The 14,309-nt window shown below is 70.2% G+C and carries 13 protein-coding genes; 9 read left to right on the top strand and 4 right to left on the bottom strand.

The window, feature by feature from the left end; all coding sequences use genetic code 11:
• Window positions 1-10: 10 nt before the first annotated feature.
• Window positions 11-1,483, bottom strand: a complete 1,473-nt coding sequence (locus ACFXI4_RS06820; protein WP_384988698.1) for a beta-1,6-galactanase — start codon at window positions 1,481-1,483, stop codon at window positions 11-13.
• 272 nt (window positions 1,484-1,755) lie between these two features.
• Between ACFXI4_RS06820 and ACFXI4_RS06815 the strand changes: the two genes are divergently transcribed.
• From ACFXI4_RS06815 to ACFXI4_RS06795, 5 genes are all read left to right on the top strand, one after another.
• Window positions 1,756-2,535, top strand: a complete 780-nt coding sequence (locus ACFXI4_RS06815) for a class E sortase (protein WP_384988697.1) — start codon at window positions 1,756-1,758, stop codon at window positions 2,533-2,535.
• Window positions 2,536-2,645: 110 nt separating this feature from the next.
• Complete coding sequence (locus ACFXI4_RS06810) at window positions 2,646-2,957, top strand: hypothetical protein (protein WP_384988696.1); 312 nt, start codon at window positions 2,646-2,648, stop codon at window positions 2,955-2,957.
• 7 nt (window positions 2,958-2,964) lie between these two features.
• Window positions 2,965-7,338, top strand: a complete 4,374-nt coding sequence (locus tag ACFXI4_RS06805; RefSeq protein ID WP_384988695.1) for a DUF6531 domain-containing protein — start codon at window positions 2,965-2,967, stop codon at window positions 7,336-7,338.
• Window positions 7,328-7,825, top strand: coding sequence for an Imm50 family immunity protein (locus tag ACFXI4_RS06800; protein ID WP_384988694.1), 498 nt, complete (start codon window positions 7,328-7,330; stop codon window positions 7,823-7,825). Before ACFXI4_RS06805 ends, ACFXI4_RS06800 begins: the two co-directional genes overlap by 11 nt.
• Window positions 7,815-8,222, top strand: a complete 408-nt coding sequence (locus ACFXI4_RS06795; protein WP_384988693.1) for an Imm50 family immunity protein — start codon at window positions 7,815-7,817, stop codon at window positions 8,220-8,222. Before ACFXI4_RS06800 ends, ACFXI4_RS06795 begins: the two co-directional genes overlap by 11 nt.
• Window positions 8,223-8,417: 195 nt before the next feature.
• Here the strand turns inward: ACFXI4_RS06795 and ACFXI4_RS06790 are convergent, their stop codons facing one another.
• Complete coding sequence (locus ACFXI4_RS06790; protein ID WP_384988692.1) at window positions 8,418-9,833, bottom strand: MFS transporter; 1,416 nt, start codon at window positions 9,831-9,833, stop codon at window positions 8,418-8,420.
• A 67-nt stretch (window positions 9,834-9,900) separates the two neighbouring features.
• On the opposite strand from ACFXI4_RS06790, the gene ACFXI4_RS06785 reads away from it, so the two are divergent.
• From ACFXI4_RS06785 to ACFXI4_RS06770, 4 genes are all read left to right on the top strand, one after another.
• Complete coding sequence (locus tag ACFXI4_RS06785) at window positions 9,901-10,428, top strand: winged helix-turn-helix transcriptional regulator (protein ID WP_384988691.1); 528 nt, start codon at window positions 9,901-9,903, stop codon at window positions 10,426-10,428.
• Window positions 10,429-10,466: 38 nt separating this feature from the next.
• Window positions 10,467-10,781 carry a DUF6412 domain-containing protein gene (locus ACFXI4_RS06780; RefSeq protein ID WP_384988823.1) on the top strand — a complete coding sequence of 105 codons (315 nt, stop codon included), beginning with the start codon at window positions 10,467-10,469 and terminating at the stop codon, window positions 10,779-10,781.
• Between the two features lie 97 nt (window positions 10,782-10,878).
• Complete coding sequence (gene yidC, locus ACFXI4_RS06775; RefSeq protein ID WP_384988690.1) at window positions 10,879-11,598, top strand: membrane protein insertase YidC; 720 nt, start codon at window positions 10,879-10,881, stop codon at window positions 11,596-11,598.
• A gap of 133 nt (window positions 11,599-11,731) precedes the next feature.
• Complete coding sequence (locus ACFXI4_RS06770; RefSeq protein ID WP_384988689.1) at window positions 11,732-12,589, top strand: fumarylacetoacetate hydrolase family protein; 858 nt, start codon at window positions 11,732-11,734, stop codon at window positions 12,587-12,589.
• Between the two features lie 131 nt (window positions 12,590-12,720).
• Here ACFXI4_RS06770 and ACFXI4_RS06765 read toward each other — a convergent pair whose 3' ends face one another.
• A complete protein-coding gene (locus ACFXI4_RS06765) occupies window positions 12,721-13,221 on the bottom strand; it encodes a heme-degrading domain-containing protein (RefSeq protein WP_362729907.1) in 501 nt (166 codons plus the stop codon).
• Window positions 13,221-14,291, bottom strand: a complete 1,071-nt coding sequence (locus ACFXI4_RS06760; protein WP_384988688.1) for a Gfo/Idh/MocA family oxidoreductase — start codon at window positions 14,289-14,291, stop codon at window positions 13,221-13,223. The genes ACFXI4_RS06765 and ACFXI4_RS06760 overlap by 1 nt, the downstream gene beginning before the upstream one ends.
• Between the last annotated feature and the right edge of the window lie 18 nt (window positions 14,292-14,309).

Raw genomic sequence — 14,309 nt, 5'->3', positions numbered from 1 at the left:
CCGGGTACGGCTAGAGCGTCACGCCGTCTATCTGCAGGGTCTGCACCGCCTTCGCGGGGACCGGCACCGCCACCGTCTTTCCCGAGACGTACGTGTCCGAGTACGCCCTGTACGCGTCCCCGCCCGTCGTCACCGTGTTCCAGCGGGGGACCAGGCCGCCCGTGCCGCCGGTCACCGTGGTGAAGCCGGACAGGTCGAAGGTGAGGGTCTGGGCGGAGGTGGCGGTGTTCAAGGCCACGATCACCAGGCGCTTGGCCGACGCGTCGTAGGCGGCCACCGCGTTGCTCACGCCCGTGTCGAGGATCTTCATGCCGGGGCGGATGTGCCGGCTGAACTGGGCCATCACGTAGTACTTGGTGGTCACGGCGCCCGCCGCCAGGGTGTCCGCGTCGTACGCGATCATCGCCCAGTTCGTGGACGGGTCCATGACCTGCCAGTAGACCCAGGCCGTGGGGTGCAGCCAGCGGAAGTCGTAGAGGAGGTTGAAGGCGAGGGTGTAGCCGGTGCCGTCGTTGTCGCCGGTCTCGGAGTTCCACAGGGCCTTGCCGGCCGTGGTGACGACGTCCGTGTAGAGCAGGTCGCGGCGGCCGCCGGAGCCCTGGTAGCCGTGGACGTTGACGCGGTCCACGTACCCCTTGGTGGTGGACGAGTAGGAGTTCCAGGTGGTGCGGGCCAGGTCGTAGCTGGTCTCGTCCGCGGCCGAGATCTTCGTGCCCGTCAGGCCCCGGGTGTTCAACTCGCTGCGGAGGTAGGGCAGTACGGCCGACTGGACCGTGGCGTCGATGTGGCAGCCCTCCTGGGTGCCGGTCGCCGTCCACCAGGAGGACGAGGGCTCGTTGAAGGCCTCGACCGTCGCGAAGTTCACGCCCCAGTGGTTCTTGGCGTACAGGGCGACGGCCGCCAGGTGGGAGGCGTGCTGGCGGTAGTTCCAGGACTGGAGGTTGTTGCCGCCGTCGGCGGCTCCGGACGGGTTGTGGTTGTAACACATCCACCACATGGGGGAGTTGGCGAAGAGTTCGGCTGTCGCGCCGCGGTTGACGGCTTTGGTGAGCATGGCTCGCTGGATCGCGTCCGCGGTCCAGTCCCAGGCCGAGGACGTGGGGTCCTCGTTGTTCCAGTCCTGCCAGTAGCCCTCGATCTGCTTGAACGCGGGGATGTTCGCGGAGGCGGCCATCGATTCGCCGTTCACGCTGTTCCAGCTGCATCCGCCCAGGTTGTAGCGGGCGATGTTCAGGCCGAGGCCGGGGAGTGAAGTGCCGTTGTAGGTGGTGGACTTGGTGGTGAAGAAGATGTCTGCGAAGTCGTCACGGGCGCCGAAGACGTTCGCCCACCAGGCCAGTGAGGTGCCCCAGCCCTCCCAGGTGCCGTACGAGGTGGACGGGCTGACGGTGATCGTGGCGTCGGCGCGGGCCGTGCCGGTGGCCAGGACGCCGCCCAGGAGGCCGCCTCCCGCGGCGGCCAGGAGTGTTCTGCGTCGGATCATGGCTGTCTCTCAACCTCTCCGTGCGGCTCAAACGCCGTTCCCCGTAACGACGTTGACTCGTCCCCCCGCATGCCAACAGGAAGCATCGGGTGTGGTGCGTGAGGTTGTCGAGGGTTGCGACAGCGCTTTCTAAAACCCGTGGAGGAAGTGGGGACGGGGAGGTGCTGTGGCGGGGGGCCGTACGGCTCTGGTGACTTGGCGGCGGCCGACCTATCGTGCGTGCCCAACCGGGCGGCGGCGGGCGGCGGGCGGCGGGCGGCGGGAGGTGTGCGGTGCGACGGGTCGTGGGGCACGGTGACCGGCGGTGGCGGGCTCGGCGGCGGCGGGTGCTGTGGAGCGGGGGCGAACTCCTCGTCACGGTGGGCGTGGTGCTGATGCTGCTCGTCGTGCACCAGCTGTGGTGGACCAACCGGGAGGCGAAGCAGGGGGCGGAGCGGAAGGTGGCGGCGCTGGAGCGGGAGTGGGGCGGCTCCGGGGGCTCCGAGAGTGCGGGGAGTTCAGGTGGTGCGGCGACGGCCGGGCCCTCTTCGTCCGGCGTGGCCTCCGGGTCCTCCGGCTCCGGCCGGCGGCGGACGTCGTACCCCACCCCGGTCGTCGCCTCCCAGGCGTACGCGATCCTCGTCGTCCCCCGGCTCGGGCTGCGGGTCCCGGTCGCGGAGGGCGTGAGCAAGCCGAACGTGCTCAACCACGGGTACGTCGGCCACTACCCCGGCACCCAACAGCCGGGGCAGGCCGGGAACTTCGCGCTGGCCGGGCACCGGAACACGCACGGCGAACCCTTCCGCTACCTGCCGCGTCTACGGGTCAAGGACACGGTCGAGGTCGAGACGGAGGCGGCGACCTACACCTACGCCGTGGACCAGATCCTGCCGCGGACCTCGTCCCGCGACTCGGGGGTCATCAGGGCCGTGCCGCGGTCGATCGTCAAGCCGTCGTACGGATACGAGGAGCCCGGCCACTACATCACCCTCACCACCTGCACGCCCGAGTTCACCTCGCGGTACCGGATGGTGGTGTGGGGGAGGCTGGTGTCGATGCGGCCGCGGGGGTAGCGCGTTCGTGGTCTTTGCCGTCCCTTGAATTTGCCCATACCTTCCGCATAATCACTCTCCCTAGGGTCTGGGGTTGGCATGTGCACAGAGTGAAGTACGGGGGTGGTGGCATGTCGGATCTGAAGAAGGAAGCGGCGTCCATGCACAAGGCGGCCTCGGGGCTGCGGGGCGTGGGGCAGCACACGGCGAAACCGTTGCAGCAGTTCGAGGCGCAGTCCCATGACCTGGGCGCGCTGGGGGCGTTGGGTTCGCTGCTGGGGGCGAAGGGTGAGATAGAGCAGGGGATGGCCACCCTGGCGAAGCTCACCAGGCAGCTGGGTGAGGAGTGGGACGCGGAGGCGAAGCTGATCGGTGGGGTGTCCGACGCCTTCGATCTGCTGGACGTGCTGATCGCGTCGGCGGCTCGGGGCGGGAAGGGCTGAACCGGGCGTGGTCGATCTCAATCCTCTGCACTACATCAGCAAGTTCAACCACATGTTCGGCGACTCGGTCGCCAGTGGTCTTGAGTTCCTGGGCATCTCGGATCCGGCGGTGGACCCGGACGGGGTGCGGGAGATCGCGAAGAAGTGGCGGGGGCTGGCCTCGGGGCTCGACGACGCGGCGACGGCGGCGGAGCGGTCGTTGCGGGGCGTGGAGTGGGAGGGGAAGACCGCCAGGGAGTTCGGCAGGCGTTCCAAGGCGGCCCGTAGGCAGGCGACCGAGATGGCGCACGCGCTGCGGGAGGGTGCGAAGGCGCTGGACGACTTCGCGGACCAGGCACACGAGTTGCTGTCCGAGATCGGCGTGATGCTGGCGGAGATCGTCGAGTTCGAGATCGCGGGTCTGGCGCTGTCGGTGCTGACGGCGGGGGCCTCGGAGGTCGCCTCGACGCTGATGGCCGGCGAGCGGGCGCTGAAGGTGGTGGCGCTGGTCGGGCGGATCGAGGAGGAGGGGACCGCTCTCGGGACCGCGGTGCGCGGGATCATGGAGGTCATCCGGGGGGTGGAGCGGGCGCTGAAGGCGCTGAAGGAGATCCGTGGGGTCGCGGCGGTGGCCAAACTGGCCAAGGAGGGTGCGACGTTCACCGCGTTCACCACGCTGCTGGAGGATCCGGGCGCGTTCAAGGACCCGGAGAAGCTGGCCGGCATCCTCGCCGAGGGTGCGGTGCTGGGCGTCGGCTTCGGGGTGCTGGGCAAGGCGCTCGGCAAGGGACTGAAGGCGCTGGGGCCGGCGGCGCTGGCCGGGCTCAGCAAGTCGATGGGGCTGGACTGCGCGGCCTTCGAGCGGTTGAAGCTGAACCCGGGGTTCGACAAGCTGCCCGCCTCGATCCGCAACATGGTCAAGACGTTCGTGCGGGACCCGATCGACGTGGCCACCGGTGACATGGTGCTGCCCCGCACCGACGTGTCCCTGCCGGGTGTGCTGCCGCTGGTCCTGGAACGCACGCACCTCTCGTCGTACCGCCACGGCGGCTGGTTCGGGCCGTCCTGGGCGTCCACTCTCGACCAGCGTGTCCAGGCCGATGACGAAGGCTTCGTGTACGCGGCGGCGGACGGCGCCCGCCTGTGCTTCCCGCCGCTGGACTCGGAGAACCCGGGCCCGGTGCACCCGCTGACGCCGGGCTCCCGGCTGACCCTGTCCTGGGACGAGGAGACCGACGGCGCGGTCCGCGTCACCGACCCGGACACCGGCCTGGTCCACGTCTTCCACTCCCCGGTCGCGGCGGCCGGGGAGACCGCCGTCGACCTGCCCCTCCAGCACATCCTCGACCGCAACGGCAACCGCATCACCGTCGAGTACAAGGAAGGCGACATCCCCGGAGCCGTCGTGCATTCCGGCGGCTACCGCATCGCCCTCGACCACGACTCGACCCGCTCCCGGATCACCGGCCTGCGGCTGCTCGACCCCGCCCGGCCGGACCGGCCCGGTACCACCCTGCTCGCCTTCGGCTACGACGAGCACGGCCACCTGACCGAGGAGACCAACTCCTCCGGCCTGCCGATGCGGTACACGTACGACGCCGAGGGTCGTATCACCTCCTGGACCGACCGGAACGACACCACGTACTGGTACCGGTACGACGACCGGGGCCGAGTCGTCGCCACCGGAGGTACCGGGGGCGCCCTCGCGTCCGCTCTCACCTACGACGAGGACACCCGCACCACCAGGGTCACCGACTCCCTCGGCCACACCCGCGTCTACGAGCACAACGAGGCGCTGCGCCTGATCCAGGAGACAGATCCACTCGGCAATGTCACTGTGCGGGAGTGGGGCGACGACCAACGGCTGAGGGCTGTCACCGACCCGTTGGGCCACACCACCCGGTACAGACTCGACGAGAACGGACGCACAGTCGCGATCACGCGCCCTGACGGTCACGAGATCAGGACCGAGTACGACCGGTCGGGTCAGCCGAGCACAGTGACGTTGCCGGGCGGTGCCGTGTGGCGGCAGGTGCACGACGAGCGAGGCAATCGCACCGCTGTGACGGATCCCGCAGGTGCGGTGACGCGCTTTGCCTACGACGGGGCCGGGCATCTGGTCTCCGTCACCGACGCGCTCGGGCACGTCACGCGGCTGCGCCGCAACGGCGCCGGGGTTCTCGTGGAGGTCACGGACTCTCTGGGTGCGGTCACCCGCTACCGGCGGGACCTGTTCGGGCGCCCGGTCTCCGTCACCGACGCGGCAGGCGCGACCACGCGACTGGAATGGACGGCCGAAGGCAGACCGCTCCGCCGTACGACCGCGGACGGCGGGTCCGAATCATGGTCGTACGACGGTGAAGGCAACTGCCTCAGCCACATTGATCCGGCCGGGGCCGTCACGTCGTTCGAGTACACCCACTTCGACCTCGTGGCGGCACGCACCGGTCCGGACGGGGTGCGCCACGAGTTCGTCCACGACACCGAGCTCCGCCTCGTCCAGGTTCTCGGCCCGGCCGGGCGGAGATGGACCTACGCATACGATCCGGCCGGTCGTCTGGCCTCCGAAACCGACTTCGACGGCAGGGTCCGCGCCTACACCCTGGATGCCGCAGGCCGTGTGAGCTGTCGTACCAACGCCCTTGGTGAGACGGTGCGGTACGAGCGCAACGCTCTCGGGCAGATGGTCCGCAAGGACGCCGAGGGACACGTCACCAGGTTCGACTTCGCTCCTTCGGGTCGCCTTGTCGGGGCCGCCGGCCCGGACGCCGTGCTCTCGCTGGAACTCGACGAACGGGGTCTGCGCACGTCCGAGACGGTCAACGGCCGCACACTCGACAACGTGTACGACGCTTTGGGGCGCAGGATCCGGCGTACCACTCCGGGAGGTGCGACCAGCGCGTGGCGGTACGACGCCGCGGGCCGGCCGGCCGAACTCGCCACCGCAGGACATTCCATCGGCTTCGACCGGGACGAAGTCGGCCGGGAAATCGCCTGCCACTTCGGCGAGACAGTCACTCTGGCCCACACGTTCGACGTACGAGGTCGTCTCACCACCCAGAATGTCCTCGCGGACGCGGATCTGATTCAGCGTCGCGCCTTCACCTACAGCGCGGACGGCTCACTGATCGGTCTCGACGACTTGCTGAACGGTTCCCGGCGTTACGATCTCGACACCGGTGGCCGGGTGACCGCGGTGCGTGCGGAGAAGTGGACCGAGTCCTACGCCTACGACGACGCGGGCAACATGACCACGGCGAGCTGGCCCGCCGGACACCCCGGACAGGAGTCCACGGGGCAACGCACCTACGTAGGCACTCGCATCACCCGTGCCGGAGGCGTCCGTTATGAGTCGGATGACGCAGGACGCATCGTGCGACGCCAGAAACCCCGCCTGTCCCGCAAGCCCGACACCTGGGACTACACCTGGGACGTCGAGGACCGTCTGACCTCCGTCGTCACCCCTGACGGCACCCGCTGGCGCTACAAGTACGACCCGCTGGGCCGCCGTATCGCCAAACAGCGCCTCGCCGGCGACGGTGAGAGCGTTGTCGAGGAGACCCTGTTCACCTGGGACGGGCACGTCCTGTGCGAACAGTCCACCGCGGCCGTGAACGAGTCCCACCGTGTCATCCTCACCTGGGACCACCAAGGCCGACGTCCACTGGTCCAGACGGAACGCGTCATCACCATGGACTCTCCGCAACGCGTCGTCGACCAGCGTTTCTTCGCCATCGTCACCGACCTCGTCGGCACGCCCACCGAACTCGTCGGCGAAGAGGGTGACATCGCCTGGCGCACCCGCGCGACGCTCTGGGGCACCACCACCTGGAACAGCGATGCGACCGCGTACACGCCACTCCGTTTCCCAGGCCAGTACTACGACCCCGAAACAGGCCTTCACCACAACTACTTCCGCACGTACGACCCCGAAACGGCCCGCTATCTCACCCTCGACCCGCTTGGTCTGGGGCCCGCTCCCAACCCGGTCGCCTACGTCCACAACCCGCACACCTGGATCGATCCGCTTGGCCTCGCCCCCGGATGTGGTGAACCTGTCGGGCGCACTCTGGCGGAGGCGAAGGCTCAGGCGTTGCGGGACGCAGGGATTCCGGAGGGCGCCGCGCCCATCGAAGTCAACAACCATGTTCCTGCCACGACGCCCGAGTGGCAGGGCTCGAAACAACTGATGGGGGACGACTACCAGCCCATCTACTACACGGAAGAAGTCTATGAGCATCCCAACGGCGAGGACTTCGTCGTGTTCCAGGACCACTGGTTCGGACACCAGAAGCCGGGAGAACCCGGCTACCAGGGGCCGCACGTTCATGTGAGACCGTTCGAGGACACTCGAAATGGTCAGGTCCCAGGCTGCGAGGAGCACTATTACTATGACCGTTGAAGGATTTCTGGTGAATCCGGAAGTCTTCCAGTCGCTCTACGGGAGCACCCCGATCATCAGCGAGGTCAGGATTCGTTCGGTCAATCTGAACTGGCGCGGGCCTACGGTGACCTTGCGAGGCGACCTGCTGTCGTTCCCCGAATCCGCACCTCAGGACTGGATCGATGCGGGGGTGGACACGGTGCAGTGCCAGTTTCAGTTCCTGGCCGTGGAGAACGTGTCCCTTACCGAATGGGTTCCGCCGGCCGTCGGCACCGTCACACTCGAGCCGTGGGGCGAGGAGAGGCGCATGCGAGTGGCCGTCACCGGTGCCGGGATCGCCCTTCGATTCGACTGCAACGAGTCCGTACGGGTCGGTCATGTGAGCGCGTTCAAAATCCAGCACGGTGACTCGGACGACGGGCGGCACCTGTTCGTGAGCAAGATCGATGCCCGGCGTCACGTATCCCTCCCGCCAACCGATGAGAGGACGTTCTATGAGCGGTGACTGGACAGGGATGCTCACGGCCTCGAATCTTCTGGGAGAACTGTACGGCGATGTGCCGCCTACCCCGGACCGTATCGATCTGACCTACGTGCACATCGACGAGCGAGAAAACTCGGTGACTCTGGGTTTTGATACGAGACACCTCCCCGTGAATTCCCCTGAGGAATGGACAGTCAACGGCTTCAACGCCTTCGCGTTCTCCCTCGTCTTCACCGGGGTCGATGGTCTTCGAGTCACCGGGTGGGGGGCCGCCGAAGCCCGGCAGGTGGATATCTCGGTCCGTCACGGAGGCGTTTTCGACGTGATCCTGGGGACGGAGGGTTCCGGGATCACATTCCGTGCTCCTGCGGTTCGTCTGGCCGGAACGCGCGCGTATCTCGCCTCGGGCAGCCCCTGACAGTACGACACCGCGCCGGCGCGGCCGGAAGGCCGGCGACGTGACCTCCTGCCGGCGCGACGGGTTCGGCTGCCGCCAGGACCCCCACGCGGGTGGTGGTCGGCAGGGGCGGCTCGCTCCTCGTCTTCGTCTGCTCGGCGGACCCCGCACACGGACACCGCGTCAGTCTTCAGTGAGGCGCGTCGGCGGGACCGGTCAGCTCCGCTCCCGCAGCCCCAGCACCGCCCCCGCCGCCACGAGTGCCAGTCCCGCCGACACCGCGAGGGCGATGTTCGCGCCGTGGCCCGGGCCTGCGGCCGACGAGGTCACGATGGCGATCGTCAGGGCGACGCCCGCGCAGGAGCCGATGTAGCGGAAGGTCTGCTGGGCGCCGGAACCCATGGCGGCGCGGGCGGCCGGGACCGACTCGACCGACAGCAGGGGCAGGGCGGCGTTCAGGAGGCCGCTGCCGATGCCGCCCAGGACCAGGCCCGGCAGCAGGCGTTGCCAGGAGCCCGAGTCGACGGCGCCGAGCATGGTCAGGACACCGGCCGCGTGCAGGGTGAAGCCGAGCGCCAGCTGCCGGCGGGGCGGGACGCGGCCCGCCAGGCGCTTGGCCTGGAGTGCCACCGTGAAGGACAGACCCGACCAGAGCAGGAACAGCCACGCCGTGTCCAGCGGGGTCAGGCCGAGCACCTGCTGGAAGAGGACCGGCAGGAAGCTGAAGAGGCCGATCACCGCGAAGCCCGTGAACAGGCCGCCGGCGGAGGAGGCCAGGAAGCCCGGGCGGCGCAGCAGGCTCAGGTCGATCATGGGGGTGCCGGTGCGGCGCTCCACCAGGACGAAGAGGGCTATGAGGACCACCGCGGCCAGGAACAGCAGGCCCACCTCGGCCCGCAGCCAGCCGTCACGGCCCAGGGTGAGCGCGGCCACCAGGCAGACCAGTGCCAGGCCGAAGGTGAGGGCGCCCAGGATGTCCGGGCGGCCGCCCCGCGGGGAGCGGGATTCGGTGAGCGCCCGTGGTGACAGGACCGCCACCAGCAGCGTGGCCGCGGCCAGGACGGCGTAGGCCACCCGCCAGTTGGGCAGCGCTGCCGCCAGGAGCGGGCCCACCGCGATACCGCCGCTGACGAAGGCACCCCACACGCCCGTGGCGTGCAGCCGGCCGCGCGGGCTCGGGAAGGCGTGCACCAGCAGGCCGAGGCTGCTCGCCAGGATCGCCGCGCTGGCCGCGCCCTGGGCGACACGGGCCAGCGTGAACAGCCAGGTGGAGTCGGTCAGCGCGCCGAGCGCGGTGGTGATGCCCAGGGTCAGCGTGCCGAGCAGGAAGACCCGGCGGCGGCCGAAGTCGTCGGCGAGGCTGCCGGCCACCAGGAGGAGGGCGGCCAGGCCGAGCGGGGTGCCGTTGATCAGCCAGGCCTGGGCGGACAACGGGGTGTGCAGGTCGGCCGCGGTGTCGCGGAGGGTGACCACGGGGGCGGTGTACGTCATCAGGCTCACGGCGGTGGCCGCGCTGGTCAGGGCCAGGGTGGCGCGGGCGCGAGGCGTCGCGTCGGGAGTGGGTGCCACGGGCTCGTGCCGGCCACTCGGCGCTTCGACCCCCGTAAGGGTTCGTTCATTGAACTCAGGCATGGTGGTACCGTAGCACGGTAGGTTCAATGATTGAATCTACACTGGGGGAACTGGCTAAGGTGGCTCCATGGCACTGGGCAAGGACTACGTGACGCAGGAGTGCTCGATCGCCCGCGCGCTGGAGGTCGTCGGCGAGCGCTGGACCCTGCTCGTCATCCGCGACGCGCTCTACGGCGTACGGCGCTACAACGACTTCCTCGTTCACCTCGGCATCCCGCGCGCCGTCCTGTCGGCCCGCCTCAGGACGCTCACAGAGGAGGGCATCCTGGAGAAGCGCCGTTACCAGGAGTCGCCGCCCCGGGACGAGTACGTCATCACCGAGCGCGGGACCGAGCTGTGGCCCGCCCTGCGCGCCCTCGCCGTCTGGGGGCGCGATCACCTCACGGACCGCCGGCTGCGCTACTTCCGGCACGTGGACTGCGGCACCGAACTCGGGTCGTACGGCGAATGTCCCGCCTGCGGAACCGTGGTGCCCGTCTCGGACGTTGTCATCACACCGGGGCCGGGGCTCGACCCGGACCCGGCCGATCCGGTCAGCCGGGCGCTCCTGAAGCCCAAGCGGCTCCTGGAGCCGCTGGAAACCGGTCAGGTGTAAACGGCAATGACCACAGGGAGGGGGGAACGGGCATGCGGATGAAGAGCCGTTGGGCCCTGCTTTCCCGTCCGGCCGCCCCCCTGCTGCTGTTCCTGCTCACCCTCCTGCTGCTCGACTCCGGCAGCCTTTTCACCACCCTCGCGCTCGCCGCGACCGCGGCCGCCGGCTCGGCCCTCGCGGCCGCCGCCTTCCGTGCCGCCCGCTCCGCACCGGCCGTGCCACCCGCCCGGGTCCGCACGGCGATACGCGACCGGGCCCGGCGTACGGCCTTCCTGCCGCAACGGGACCCGGACGCCAGGGGCCGCAGCCGCCCCCGGGCCCCCGGCCACGCCCTCCCGGCGACCGCCGCGTAGGACACCCCTCGCACCCGTCGGGTGTCCTCGCGCGGGTCGTCATGCCGTCCCACCTCCTCACCCACGGCACGACGAGACCCCGGAGGGCTCCCACCCCATGTCAGTTTTCGCTGCCCTGGTCGAGCAACTCGCCGGCCTGCTCCACCCGTTCTTCCACGCCTCCGCGGCCGCCGCCGCGATCGTCCTGTTCACCGCGTCGGTACGACTGCTCGTGCATCCCCTCTCCCGTGCCGCCGCCCGCGGCCGGCGGGCCCGGGCCGCGCTCCAGCCGAGAATCGCGGAGCTGAGGAAGAGGCACGGCAGGAACCAGGAGGCGTTGCAGAAGGCCGTGCTGGAACTGCACGCGGCCGAGAAGGTGTCCCCGCTGTCCGGCTGTCTGCCCGGGCTGCTGCAACTGCCCGCGTTCTTCCTGCTCTACCACCTCTTCTCGAGCTCCACGATCGGCGGCCACGACAACGGCCTGCTGGACCACGCGCTGCTGGGCGCCCCGCTCGGCGGACGGTGGGCCGACGTCCTCGGCAGCGGGTCCGCGGGCGCCGGACTCGTCTACGCGGCGCTCTTCGCCCTCGTCGCCGCGGTCGCCACCTTCAACCTGCTGCGCGCCAGGAGGGCTGCGGCGCAGGCGTGGACGGGGCTGCCGCCCGTGAGCGGCGCCGAGGGCGAGCAACTGCCTGGGCTGGGCGCGGTCACCAAGGTCGCGCCCTACCTGTCGTATCTCACGCTGTTCACCGTGGCCGTGGTGCCGCTGGCCGCCGCGCTGTACGTGGTCACCAGTACGACGTGGAGCGCGGTCGAGCGGGCGGTGCTGTACGGGTGAGGCCACCGCTGCCTACGGTCCAGTGGGTGAACAGGGTATTGCCCGCTGCACCGGGATCTTGGAGGATCGACCAGTCCTCCGATGGCTGCACCCATCGGCCGGACGACTGCTGTCAAGGGAGATGGTGACGACCATGAAGCTGCTGCGAGTCGGTACGGCGGGAGCGGAGCGGCCCGCTCTGCTCGACGCCGAGGGGGTCCTGCGCGACCTGTCGGGGATCGTCGACGACATCGACGGGGCCCTGCTCTCCGACGGGCCCGCCCTCGGGCGGGTCAGGGCCGCGGCCGAGGCCGGCGAACTGCCCGCACTCGATGCGGACGGGCTGCGGATCGGGCCGCCGGTGGGGCGTATCGGCAAGATCGTGTGCATCGGGCTCAACTACCACGACCACGCCCGTGAGACCGGGGCCGAGCCGCCGGCCGAGCCGGTCATCTTCTTCAAGGCCGCGGACACGGTCGTCGGTCCGGACGACACGGTGCTGGTGCCGCGCGGCTCCGTGAAGACCGACTGGGAGGTCGAACTCGCCGTCGTCATCGGGCGTACGGCCCGCTATCTGACCGACGACGAGGACCCGCTGGCGTATGTCGCCGGGTACGCCGTCGCGCACGACGTGTCCGAGCGGGAGTTCCAGATCGAGCGGGGCGGGACCTGGGACAAGGGGAAGAACTGCGAGACGTTCAACCCGTTCGGGCCGTGGCTGGTCACGGCGGACGAGGTCGGGGACCCGCAGGGCCTGTCGCTGAAGCTCTGGGTCAACGGCGAGCTGAAGCAGGACGGGACCACCGCCGAGCAGATCTTCCCGGTCGCCGAAGTCGTGCGCTACGTCAGCCGGTTCATGGTCCTCCACCCCGGGGACGTCATCAACACGGGGACCCCGGCGGGGGTCGCGCTGGGGGCGCCGGAGCCGAAGCCGTTCCTGCGGGGCGGCGACGTGGTGGAGCTGGAGATCGCGGGGCTCGGCCGGCAGCGGCAGGAGTTCAAGAACGCGTAGGCGCTCCGCCGGGAGGCGGGGTTCTGCGCGGGCGCGTGCGACGCCGTCGTGGTCGCTCGCGCCGTTCCTCCCCCAGCCTTCGGCCGGGGGTGCCCCCAGCGCCCCTCACGGGGCGCTGCACCCTGGCGGTGTCAGAGGTCCAGGAAGCGCTCCAGGGCCTCCACCACCATGCGGTGGTCCTGGAGTTGGGGCAGGCCGGAGACCGTCACCGAGCCGACCACGCCCACGTTCTCCACGGTGATCGGGAAGGAGCCGCCGTGGGCCGCGTAGGTGTCGGGGTCCAGGCGCGAGGACTCCTCGAACGTCGTGCCCTTGGCCCGGAAGCGGGCTCCCACCAGGTAGGACGCGGCGCCGTAGCGTTCCACCACCCGGCGCTTGCGGGTGATCCAGGCGTCGTTGTCGGGGGTGGAGCCGGGCAGGGCCGCGTGGAAGAGCTGCTGGCCGCCGCGGTGGATGTCGATGGCCACCGGGGCCTGCCGCTCCCGGGCCATCTCCACCAGCAGGGAGCCGAGGGCCCACGCGTCGTCGTAGGTGAACTGCCGGAAGACCAGGACGCGTTCCTGCTTCTCCAGCTCGTCCACCGACGGGGTGAGTTCGGGGGTGGACCTGGGGGTGATCTGCGGGTGGTGCATCAGAGGGTCACCGTCACCTTGTCTCGCGCCGAGCGGCGGGCTGCTTCCAGTACGTCCAGGGCGGCGGCCGCCTCCAGCGCGGTCACCGGGTTGGGGCCCTCGCCCCGCACGGCCCTGGCGACGGCCGCGTAGTACGCGGGGTAGTCACCGGGCAGGGTCGTCACGGCACGGCCGCCGCCGGTCACCGGGGACTCCCCGGCGCCGATCCTGCCGTACAGGGACTCCGGCTCCACGCCCCAGCCGGCGCCCGGCCGCTCGCCCTCGCGCAGCGCCGCCTCCTGCGGGTCCAGGCCGTACTTGACGTACCCCGCCTTCGAACCCAGCACCCGGAAGCGCGGGCCGAGCTGGGCCGCCGTCGCCGAGGCGTAGAGGTGGGAGCGGACGCCGCTCGCGTGGGTGACGGCGATGAAGGTGTCGTCGTCGGTCTCGGCGCCGGCCCGGCGGATCACCGACTCGGCGTACACCTCGGTGGCCGGGCCGAAGAGGACCAGCGCCTGGTCGACGACATGGCTGCCGAGGTCGTAGAGGAGACCTCCGATCTCTGCCGGGTCTCCGGACTCGCGCCAGCCGCCCTTCGGCTGCGGACGCCAGCGCTCGAAGCGCGACTCGAAGCGCCACGGGTCGCCGAGTTCGCCGTCCGCCAGGAGCTTGCGCAGGGTGAGGAAGTCGTTGTCCCAGCGGCGGTTCTGGAAGACCGAGAGCAGCAGGCCGCGTTCCTCGGCGAGGGCGGCCAGCTCGCGCGCCTCGGCCGCGGTGCCGGCCACCGGCTTGTCGACCACGACCGGCAGGCCCGCCTTGAGGGCGGTCGTCGCCAGCGGGACGTGCGTCTTGTTCGGCGAGGCGATGACGACCAGGTCGAGGCCGTCGGCCCGGTCGAACAGCTCGTCGGGGGCGGCGACGGTACGGACCTCGGGGAATTCGGCCTTCGCCTGCGCCTGCCGCTCGGGGTTCGAAGTGACCACCGTGTCCAGGGCGAGGCCCTCGGTGGCGGCGATCAGGGGGGCGTGGAAGACGGATCCGGCGAGGCCGTAGCCGACGAGGCCGACGCGGAGGGGAGTGGCAGCTGTCATGGCTCCCACTTTGGCAAC

This window comes from Streptomyces sp. NPDC059224, assembly GCF_042754285.1.
In the GTDB taxonomy this organism is placed as follows: Bacteria; Actinomycetota; Actinomycetes; order Streptomycetales; family Streptomycetaceae; genus Streptomyces.
The sequence above is the reverse complement of the archived record's forward strand: the minus strand, read 5'-3'. Positions and strand labels throughout refer to the sequence as shown.

Coding starts and splice junctions, on each gene's coding strand:
- ACFXI4_RS06820 (WP_384988698.1), bottom strand. CDS start 1,483: ATGATCCGACGCAGAACACTCCTGGCCGCCGCGGGAGGCGGCCTCCTG.
- ACFXI4_RS06810 (WP_384988696.1), top strand. CDS start 2,646: ATGTCGGATCTGAAGAAGGAAGCGGCGTCCATGCACAAGGCGGCCTCG.
- ACFXI4_RS06800 (WP_384988694.1), top strand. CDS start 7,328: ATGACCGTTGAAGGATTTCTGGTGAATCCGGAAGTCTTCCAGTCGCTC.
- ACFXI4_RS06795 (WP_384988693.1), top strand. CDS start 7,815: ATGAGCGGTGACTGGACAGGGATGCTCACGGCCTCGAATCTTCTGGGA.
- ACFXI4_RS06790 (WP_384988692.1), bottom strand. CDS start 9,833: ATGCCTGAGTTCAATGAACGAACCCTTACGGGGGTCGAAGCGCCGAGT.
- ACFXI4_RS06785 (WP_384988691.1), top strand. CDS start 9,901: ATGGCACTGGGCAAGGACTACGTGACGCAGGAGTGCTCGATCGCCCGC.
- ACFXI4_RS06780 (WP_384988823.1), top strand. CDS start 10,467: ATGAAGAGCCGTTGGGCCCTGCTTTCCCGTCCGGCCGCCCCCCTGCTG.
- yidC (WP_384988690.1), top strand. CDS start 10,879: ATGTCAGTTTTCGCTGCCCTGGTCGAGCAACTCGCCGGCCTGCTCCAC.
- ACFXI4_RS06770 (WP_384988689.1), top strand. CDS start 11,732: ATGAAGCTGCTGCGAGTCGGTACGGCGGGAGCGGAGCGGCCCGCTCTG.
- ACFXI4_RS06765 (WP_362729907.1), bottom strand. CDS start 13,221: ATGCACCACCCGCAGATCACCCCCAGGTCCACCCCCGAACTCACCCCG.
- ACFXI4_RS06760 (WP_384988688.1), bottom strand. CDS start 14,291: ATGACAGCTGCCACTCCCCTCCGCGTCGGCCTCGTCGGCTACGGCCTC.